An 8,912-nucleotide genomic window follows, 5' to 3' on the forward strand; every position below is an offset into this window, starting at 1 on the left:
GTTTCGCACCGCTCCGGGCCCCGTGTCCGTCGGCTCAGCCCATGAACTTCTTGAACTCCTCCGGGAGCTCGAAGTCCTTGGGGCCCTGCCCCGCGGCCGGCAGCCCGAAGGCGCCGCCCGCCTGTGCCTGCTCCCGACGCGCCGCAGCGGCCTGCTCCTCGGCCTTCCGCTTCATCGGGTTGCCGCTCTTGCGCTTGCCCTTGGCCTGCTTGACCTGCTTCTTCTGCCGGCCGGGACCGCCGCCCATGCCCGGGATGCCGGGCATCCCCGGCATCCCGCCGCCCTGCGCCATGCGGGACATCATCTTGCGGGCCTCGAAGAACCGCTCGACCAGGCCCTTGACCGCGCTGACCTCGACACCGGATCCCTTGGCGATGCGGGCACGGCGGGAGCCGTTGATGATGGTCGGGTCCTGGCGCTCGGCCGGGGTCATCGACTTGATGATGGCGGCCGTGCGGTCGACGTCCCGCTCGTCGATGTTGGCGATCTGCTCCTTCATCTGACCCATGCCGGGCAGCATCCCGAGCAGCTTGCTGATGCTGCCCATCTTGCGGACCTGCTCCATCTGGGCGAGGAAGTCGTCGAGCGTGAAGCCCTCGCCCTTCTTCGAGGCGAGCTTCGAGGCCATCTTGGCGGCCTCTTCCTCGTCGAAGGTCTGCTGCGCCTTCTCGATGAGGGAGAGCATGTCGCCCATGCCCAGGATGCGGGACGCCATGCGGTCCGGGTGGAACGCGTCGAAGTCGTCCAGCTTCTCGCCGTTGGAGGCGAACATGATCTGCTTGCCGGTGACGTGCGCGATGGAGAGCGCGGCACCACCACGGGCGTCGCCGTCGAGCTTGGAGAGCACGACGCCGTCGAAGCCGACGCCGTCGCGGAAGGCCTCGGCGGTGTTGACCGCGTCCTGACCGATCATGGCGTCGACGACGAAGAGGATCTCGTCGGGAGATACCGCGTCGCGGATGTCCGCGGCCTGCTGCATCAGTTCCTGGTCGATGCCGAGACGGCCGGCGGTGTCGACGATGACGACGTCGTACAGCTTGGTCCGGGCGTGCTCGATGGAGTCCTTGGCGACCTGGACCGGGTCGCCGACGCCGTTGCCCGGCTGCGGCCCGTAGAAGGCCACGCCCGCGCGGTCGGCGACGACGGAGAGCTGGTTGACGGCGTTCGGGCGCTGGAGGTCACAGGCGACGAGCAGCGGGGAGTGGCCCTGACCCTTCAGCCAGAGGCCCAGCTTTCCGGCGAGGGTGGTCTTACCGGCGCCCTGGAGACCGGCCAGCATGATCACGGTCGGGGCGGTCTTGGCGAACCGCAGGCGGCGGGTCTCCCCGCCGAGGATGGCGATCAGCTCGTCGTTGACGATCTTGATGACCTGCTGGGCGGGGTTGAGGGCCTGGGAGACCTCCGCGCCCAGCGAGCGCTCCTTGACCTGCTTGATGAAGGCGCGGACGACCGGCAGGGCGACGTCCGCCTCCAGCAGCGCGATACGGATCTCGCGCGCGGTGGCGTCGATGTCCGCCTCGGACAGACGGCCCTTGCCGCGGAGGTTCTTGAAGGTCGCTGCAAGGCGGTCGGAGAGGGTGTCGAACACGGCGGTCGCGGATCCTCGGTGTCGGGGGCGGTCGGATTGCCCTCCAGGGTATCGGGCCGCTCGAAGTATGTGTCCCCGCCCGCCGGATCCGGCGGGCGGGGACGGTGCGGGCCAGGGGGTCAGCGCAGCGCCGACTCCAGTGCCCGGGCCAGGTCGATCGCCTCCTCGTCGGCGAGGAGGGTGCCGTCCGGACGGGTCACGTACAGGGTGTCGACGGCGTTGGCGCCCAGGGTGGAGACGTGGGCGCTGCGCACGCGGACCGCGGCGCCCTCCAGGGCGCGCCCGATGCGGTGGAGGAGGCCGGGGGCGTCTTGGGCACGGACCTCGATGACGGTGGCGAGGCGGGAATCGGCGGCGGCGACGGTGACCCGGGGCGGCGGGGCGGCGAGGCCCCGGCGGCGTGGATAGGCGGCCTCGCGTTCGGCGAGCCGGGCCGGAATGTCGAGGGAGCCCTCAAGGGCGCGGACGAGGTCGGCGCGGAGTCGGGCCGCCTCGGGCAGGGCGCCGTACTCGGCGGCGACGCGCCAGTCCAGGACCAGGACGGAGCCGGGACCGAGGTCGGTGGGGAGGTCGACGGCCCGCAGGTCGGCGGCGCGGACGGTGAGCCGGTGGAGGGCGAGGACCCCGGCGACCGCGGGCAGCACCCCGGGCTGGTCGGGCAGGGCGATGACGAGTTCGACGCCGACGGGTTCGGGTTCCTCGGGTTCCGGAACGACCGGCTCGGTGTGGAGGGCGAGGACGGCCTCGCCGGTGCGCAGCGCTTCGATCGCGAGGCGTTCCTGCTCGGCGCTGGGTGCTGCGGCCTCGGGATCGGGCAGGGGTGCGCCGGCGAGGACCCCGGCGACCCGCTTGACCAGGTCGGCGACGAGCGAGGCGCGCCAGGAGGACCAGGCGGCGGGGCCGGTGGCGAGGGCGTCGGCCTCGGTGAGGGCGTGCAGGAGCTCCAGGGTGCCGAGGCTGCCGACGGCGGTGGCGACGGACTGGACGGTGGCGGGGTCGTCGAGGTCGCGCCGGGTGGCGGTTTCGACGAGCAGCAGGTGGTGGCGGACGACGGTGGCGATGACGGCGGTGTCGGCGCGGTCGAAGCCGATGCGGACGGCGAGGTCGCGGGCGATGGTCTCACCGGCGACGGAGTGGTCGCCGGGCCAGCCCTTGCCGATGTCGTGGAGGAGGGCGGCGACGAGGAGGAGGTCGGGGCGGCCGACCCGACGGGTGAGCGAGGAGGCGCGCACCGCGGTCTCGACGAGGTGGCGGTCGACGGTCCAGGTGTGGACGGGGTTGCGCTGGGGGCGACAGCGGACGCGTTCCCAGTCCGGGAGGAGCCGGGTGATGATTCCTTCGGCTTCCAGGGCCTCCCAGACGGGCACGGTGGCGTCGCCGGCGCCGAGGAGGGTGACGAGTTCCTCGCGGGCCTCGGCGGGCCACGGCACCGGAAGCGGTTTGGCGGCTGCCGCCAGGCGGCGCACCGCGTGCAGGGAGACGGGGAGCGCGGACTGGGCGGCTGCGGCGGCGGCCCGCAGGGGCAGCACCGGGTCGCGTTCCGGCCTGGCGCTGAGCGCGAGGACGGCCTCGCCGTCCATTTCGACGACGCCTTCGGCCAGTGGGGTGCGCTCGACGGGGGGCTTCCCGGCGCCGGCACGACCGGCGCGTCCGCCGAGGAGGCCGCGCAACCGGGCCGGGCGGGCGGAGCGGGCCTTGAGGACGCGGTTGACCTCGCGCCAGGTGACGTCGGTGGCGTACGAGATGGTCCGGGCGGCCTCGTACACCTCGCGGAGCAGGGTGTCGGCGTCGAGGAGGCCGAGCTCTCCGGCGACGGCGTCCTGTTCCTGGAGGGCGAGCCGGTCGGTGGCGCGACCGGTGACCAGGTGGAGGGCGTCACGGGCGTCGAGGAGGCGGCGGCGGGCGCCGTCGAGTCCTTCCCTGGGGGCGTCGGCGAGCCAGGAGGCGGCGACGGCGCGGAGGACCTGGGCGTCGCGGAGTCCGCCCCTGGCCTCCTTCAGATCGGGTTCCAGGAGGTACTGCAGCTCTCCGCTGCGTTCGGCGCGCTCCCGGCAGAGCGCGTCGAGTTCGGGGAGGCGCCGGGGGGCCTGGTTGCGCCAGTCGGCGAGGACGGTGGTGCGCAGGGCCGCGACCAGGCCGTGGTCGCCGGCGACGGCCCGGGCGTCGAGGAGGCCGAGGTGGGCCTTGAGGTCGTCGGCGGCGGTGGCGCGGGCTTCGGCGGGGGTGCGGACGGAGTGGTCGAGCGCGAGGCCGAGGTCCCAGACGGGGTACCAGATCCGGTCGGCGAGGGCGGCGACCGCGGCCTTGTCGGCGGTGCCGTCGTGGAGCAGGAGGAGGTCGAGGTCGCTGCGCGGGGAGAGTTCGGCGCGTCCGTAGCCGCCGACGGCGACGAGGGCGGTCCCGCGGGGAGGGGCGGCCGCGGCGAAGAGGCCGGCCAGCCAGTCGTCGGTGATCCGGGCGAGGGCGGCACGGCGCGGCGGCCCTGGCCGCACCTTCTCCTGGAGGAGGTGCAGCCGGGCCGCCGCGTAACCGCCGGGTCCCGAATCTTCGGTCTGTGTCGCTTCGAGGCTCGTCACCCGGCGGCTCCTTCGTGTGCTTAGAGTGCGTCCGGACCGCGTTCGCCGGTGCGGACCCGTACGGCGGTCTCGACCGGCACGCTCCACACCTTGCCGTCTCCGATCTTGCCGGTTCGGGCGGCCTTCACGACGACGTCGATGAGCTGTTCGGCGTCCTCGTCCTCGACGAGGACCTCGATGCGGATCTTGGGGACCAGGTCGACGGTGTACTCGGCGCCCCGGTAGACCTCGGTGTGGCCGCGCTGGCGTCCGTAGCCGCTGGCCTCGGTGACGGTGAGGCCGTGGACCCCGAAGGCCTGGAGGGCCTCCTTGATCTCGTCGAGTCGGTGCGGCTTCACGACCGCGGTGATGAGCTTCATGCGTCCACCTTCTTGTTCTCCGTGACGGCCGGGGCGGGGGCGGCGGTGGAACGCGAGGACGCGCCGCCGCCGGCTCCGCTGAAGTCGTACGCGGTCTCGGCGTGCTCGACCTGGTCGATGCCGGAGACCTCGTCGTCCTCGCTGACCCGCATCCCGAGCGTCTTGTCGACGATCAGGGCGAGGATCGCGGAGGCGATCAGAGAGTAGGCGAGGACCGCGAAGACGCCGACGGCCTGCTTGCCGAGCTGCTCCAGGCCGCCGCCGTAGAAGAGGCCCTTGGCGTCGGACTGGACGCCGCCGGTGGCGAAGAAGCCGACGAGGAGGGAGCCGATGACACCGCCGACGAGGTGGACGCCGACGACGTCGAGGGAGTCGTCGTAGCCGAACTTGTACTTGAGGCCGACGGCCATGGCGCAGACCAGACCGGCGACGGCGCCGATGGCGATCGCACCGAGCGGGGAGCAGGAGCCGCCGGAGGGGGTGATGGCGACGAGGCCGGCCACCGCGCCGGAGGCGGCGCCGAGGGTGGTGAAGGAGCCGTGGCGGACCTTCTCGTACGCCAGCCAGGCGAGCATGGCGGCAGCGGTGGCGACCTGGGTGTTGATGAACATCACGGCGCCGACGCCGTCGTCGTTGCCGAGCCACGAGCCGGCGTTGAAGCCGAACCAGCCGAACCAGAGGAGCCCGGCGCCGAGCATGACCAGCGGGAGGCTGTGCGGGCGCATCGGGTCCTTCTTGAAGCCGACGCGCTTGCCGATGACGAGGATCACGCCGAGGGCCGCGGCGCCCGCGTTGATGTGGACGGCGGTGCCGCCGGCGAAGTCGATGACGCCCAGCTCGAAGAGCCAGCCACCCGATCCCCAGACCCAGTGGGCGACGGGGAAGTAGACGAGGGTGACCCAGAGGGTGATGAAGAGGGCCCAGGCGGTGAACTTGACGCGGTCGGCGAGGGCGCCGCTGATGAGGGCGGGCGTGATGATCGCGAACATCAGCTGGAAGACGGCGAAGACGAACACCGGGATGTTGTAGCCGTCCCACAGTTCGTTGACGCCGATGCCGCTGAGGCCGACGTACTCGGAGGACCAGCCGACGATCGAGCCGATGTCGGTGCCGAAGGCGAGGCTGAAGCCGTAGAGCACCCAGAGGACCGTGACGATCCCGAGGCTGATGAAGCTCATCATCAGCATGTTGAGGCTGGACTTGACGCGGACCATGCCTCCGTAGAAGAAGGCGAGTCCCGGGGTCATCAGCATGACCAGGGCGGAGCAGATGAGCATGAACCCGGTGTTGGCGGCAGACAGCTCGGGGGCGTCTGCGGCCAGGGTCGTGATGGCTGGGGCCATCGGCGTCTCCTCGTCGTCGAATGCGGCCTGTGCGGGGCGGGGCCGGGGAGCGGGGGCCTTGGGGGGTTGGCCGGTTATGGGCCAGAGGTTGGCGCAGCGCGGTTTCCGCCGATGCCGCTCGATGTTTCGGCGCAGTGACGAAGGGGTGGGGTGTGTTACGTGACCGTGAACGGGCGTGTCACGGCCAGGTAACGCCAGTGGTCCCGTGCAGCCGCCGGCGGTGGCCGCGCGGGAGCACGGGAATGCCGCAGACCGCGGTGGCCCGGGGCCGCGGGGCGGTCGCCCCGGACGGGGGCGCCGGGGCGGGCCGCGGGAAAAGGGGACCGGCCGCGCCGGGCGTCCGTGTGACCTTGCGGCGGGGGAGCCGAGTCGGGCTTTGGGACGTCTGGCGCGGCCGGAGTCTGTGCGGGCCGGGGCCGGGAGGGTCAGACCGCTTCGGCGGCCTCGGGGAGGAGTTGGGTGAGGCGGTCGGTGAGGTCGACGATGTCGGCGACGTCGCCGAACTCTCGGGCGGCTTGGTCGACGGTCTTGCGCAGTCGGGTGTTGACGCGCTCCGAGCGGATGCTGCGGGCGACCCCGAGGGCCTTCTCGGCGAGGACCACGGACTGCTCGGGTTCGCGCTTGAGGAGGTGGACGGTGGCCATGCCGATCAGGTTGAGGGCGTAGGACCGCTGGTGGTCGGGGTCCTTCTCGAAGAGCTGCACGGCCCGCTCCATGACGGGTTCGGCCAGCGACGCGTAGGTCGGGGAGCGGCCGGCGACATAGGCGAGGTCCCGGTAGGAGTGGGAGTTCTCGCCGTTGAGTTCGGCCTCGGTGAAGAAGCCGATCCAGTCGGGCTCGGGCTCGCCGTCGAGGCCGACGTCGGCGAAGGTGTCCTCGGCCATCCGTACGGCCCGCTTGCACTTGGAGGGCTGCCCCATGTTGGCGTAGGCGCGGGCCTCCATCGCATACAGCATCGCCTGGGTGCGGGAGGTGGCGCAGTCTCGACTGCCGTACTGGGCGAGGTGAATGAGTTCGAGGGCGTCGTCGGGCCGGCCGAGGTGGATCATCTGGCGGCTCATGGAGGAGAGGACGTACGAGCCGAGGGGCTTGTCACCGGCCTCCTTGGCGGCGTGCAGTGCGAGCACGAAGTACTTCTGGGCGGTGGGCTGGAGGCCCACGTCGTAGCTCATCCAGCCGGCGAGTTCGGCGAGTTCGGCGGCGCAGGTGAAGAGGCGCCTGGCGGTGCCGGCGGGCTGGGACTCCTGGAGGAGGTCGGTGACCTCGTGGAGCTGGCCGACGACCGCTTTGCGGCGCAGGCCGCCCCCGCACTGGGCGTCCCACTTGCGGAACATGGCGGTGGTGGATTCGAGCAGGTCGAGCTCGACCTCGGAGAGCCGGTTGGGGCGACGGGCGTCGACGAGGGGATCGGGGCTCTCGGCGTCCCCGGCCGGGGTGGGGACGAGCCAGCGTTGCATCGGCTCGATGAGGGCGGGGCCGGCGGCGAGCGAGAGGGAGGACCCGAGGAAGCCCCGGCGGGCGAGCATGAGGTCGCTGCGGGAGAACTCGCTGAGCAGGGCGACGGTCTGCGGCCCGGCCCAGGGAAGGTCGACGCCGGAGACGGAGGGGGACTGGTGGGCGGTGCGCAGGCCGAGGTCCTCGACGGCGACGACGGAGCCGAAGCGCTCGGAGAAGAGCTCGGAGAGGATCCGCGGGATGGGCTCGCGGGGCTGTTCGCCGTCGAGCCAACGGCGCACCCGCGAGGTGTCCGTGGAGATGTGGTGCGCGCCCATCTGGCGTGCCCGTCGGTTCACCTGGCGCGCCAGTTCGCCCTTCGACCAGCCGCTGCGCACGAACCACGAACCCAGCTGCTCGTTCGGGCGCTTGCCGGCAGCCGTACCGTCTGCGCCGTTGCCGCTCACTGGAACGCCCCCATCCACCTGATTACCTGTCGTCCGAACCCCTATCAGAATGCCGCCTCTCGCGGCACCCGTCCGACGTTCGTACTCCTTCGAACTGGAAACCGGGTTGCCTCCGGCATACCCACGCACGCAAGCGACCTCGGGGCTTCGGGTACCGAAAGTAATCCTACGATCACCCCTCCACGAGGGCGATTCAAGAAACGCCACCATTCGCCACCCCTTCGAATGAACTAGCCACCCGCCGAACGCGATTCACTTGACATGCGACGAACCGGAGTCCGCGAACGGAAGCACGGAGAGGCGTGCGCCTCGGTACGCACCACCCTGCGCGCCACGATGCGCCGTACGGCGACGACGGAACGTGACGAAAGGTGAGGGAGACGCTCCAACTCGTAACCACCGGCGCGTTCGACCCGTTGGAGGGGACATGGGTTTCACGATCGGCGGCATTCGTGAGATGCGGTCCGGCGCACGCCGCCGCGTACGCACCACGGAGTACACAGCGGTGGCCGAGTACACCGGCCTCTGGGGTTGGGACGTCGTCCCCGGCGCACGGGCCGTCTCCGGCCAGTGCTCCTGCGGGGACCGGGCGTGCGCTGCCCCCGGGGCGCACCCCCTCCCCTACGCCGAACCGGTGCCGGCGGGCGCCGGCCTCGACGACGCCACCAAGGCGTGGTCCGCCCATCCGGGGGCGACGCTGCTCCTCCCGGTCGGCCGGGCCTTCGACGTGATCGAGGTCGCCGAGACGGCCGGCCGACGGGCACTGGTCCGCCTCGAACGCATGGGGCTGCCGCTGGGCCCGGTGTGCGCGACGCCGACCGGCCGGGCGCGCTTCTTCGTGGCCCCCGGCGCGGCGGCCGAGTTGCCGCAGCTGCTGTACCGGATGGGCTGGGACGACGCCGGCCTGGACCTGTACTGCCTGGGAGCCGGCTCCCACATCACCGCTCCCCCGTCGGACCTGGGCGGGCTCGGGCCGGTGCGCTGGCTGCGGCCACCGACGCTGGACACCGCCGGTGCACCGCCGCAGGCCCGCCTGCTGCTGGGCACCCTCGCGTACATCTGCCACCGGACGCACTGCTGAGCCCCGCCCTCCGGGGTCCCGAACGTGCGGAGGGGCCCCGTCACCTGCCCGGTGACGGGGCCCC

General features: G+C 72.1%; 6 protein-coding genes. 1 reads left to right on the forward strand and 5 read right to left on the reverse strand.

All coding sequences use genetic code 11. The features are described 5' to 3' along the window. Positions 1-34: 34 nt before the first annotated feature. The 5 genes from ffh to ACFW2Y_RS32745 form a co-directional block, all read right to left on the reverse strand. Positions 35-1,588 carry a signal recognition particle protein gene (ffh, locus tag ACFW2Y_RS32725; RefSeq protein ID WP_384886407.1) on the reverse strand — a complete coding sequence of 518 codons (1,554 nt, stop codon included), beginning with the start codon at positions 1,586-1,588 and terminating at the stop codon, positions 35-37. 119 nt (positions 1,589-1,707) lie between these two features. Next, positions 1,708-4,164, reverse strand: a complete 2,457-nt coding sequence (locus ACFW2Y_RS32730; protein ID WP_384886409.1) for a [protein-PII] uridylyltransferase — start codon at positions 4,162-4,164, stop codon at positions 1,708-1,710. A 20-nt stretch (positions 4,165-4,184) separates the two neighbouring features. Next, positions 4,185-4,523 (reverse strand): P-II family nitrogen regulator, encoded by a 339-nt coding sequence (locus ACFW2Y_RS32735; RefSeq protein WP_015036464.1) that lies wholly within the window; start codon positions 4,521-4,523, stop codon positions 4,185-4,187. Beyond that, on the reverse strand, positions 4,520-5,866 hold the full coding sequence (locus ACFW2Y_RS32740) for an ammonium transporter (protein WP_384886412.1): 1,347 nt from the start codon (positions 5,864-5,866) through the stop codon (positions 4,520-4,522). The genes ACFW2Y_RS32735 and ACFW2Y_RS32740 overlap by 4 nt, the downstream gene beginning before the upstream one ends. 425 nt (positions 5,867-6,291) lie before the next feature. Next, on the reverse strand, positions 6,292-7,767 hold the full coding sequence (locus ACFW2Y_RS32745) for a hypothetical protein (RefSeq protein WP_384886415.1): 1,476 nt from the start codon (positions 7,765-7,767) through the stop codon (positions 6,292-6,294). A gap of 427 nt (positions 7,768-8,194) precedes the next feature. Between ACFW2Y_RS32745 and ACFW2Y_RS32750 the strand changes: the two genes are divergently transcribed. Then, positions 8,195-8,848, forward strand: coding sequence for a bifunctional DNA primase/polymerase (locus ACFW2Y_RS32750; protein ID WP_384886418.1), 654 nt, complete (start codon positions 8,195-8,197; stop codon positions 8,846-8,848). Positions 8,849-8,912: the final 64 nt, after the last annotated feature.

Origin of the sequence: Streptomyces sp. NPDC058877 (genome assembly GCF_042742855.1) — a bacterium.
Classification (GTDB): domain Bacteria; phylum Actinomycetota; class Actinomycetes; order Streptomycetales; family Streptomycetaceae; genus Streptomyces.

Bases quoted from the DNA above. Each gene is read 5' to 3' on its own strand.
- ACFW2Y_RS32735 (WP_015036464.1), bottom strand. From the start codon at position 4,523: ATGAAGCTCATCACCGCGGTCGTGAAGCCGCACCGACTCGACGAGATC.
- ACFW2Y_RS32740 (WP_384886412.1), bottom strand. From the start codon at position 5,866: ATGGCCCCAGCCATCACGACCCTGGCCGCAGACGCCCCCGAGCTGTCT.
- ACFW2Y_RS32750 (WP_384886418.1), top strand. From the start codon at position 8,195: ATGGGTTTCACGATCGGCGGCATTCGTGAGATGCGGTCCGGCGCACGC.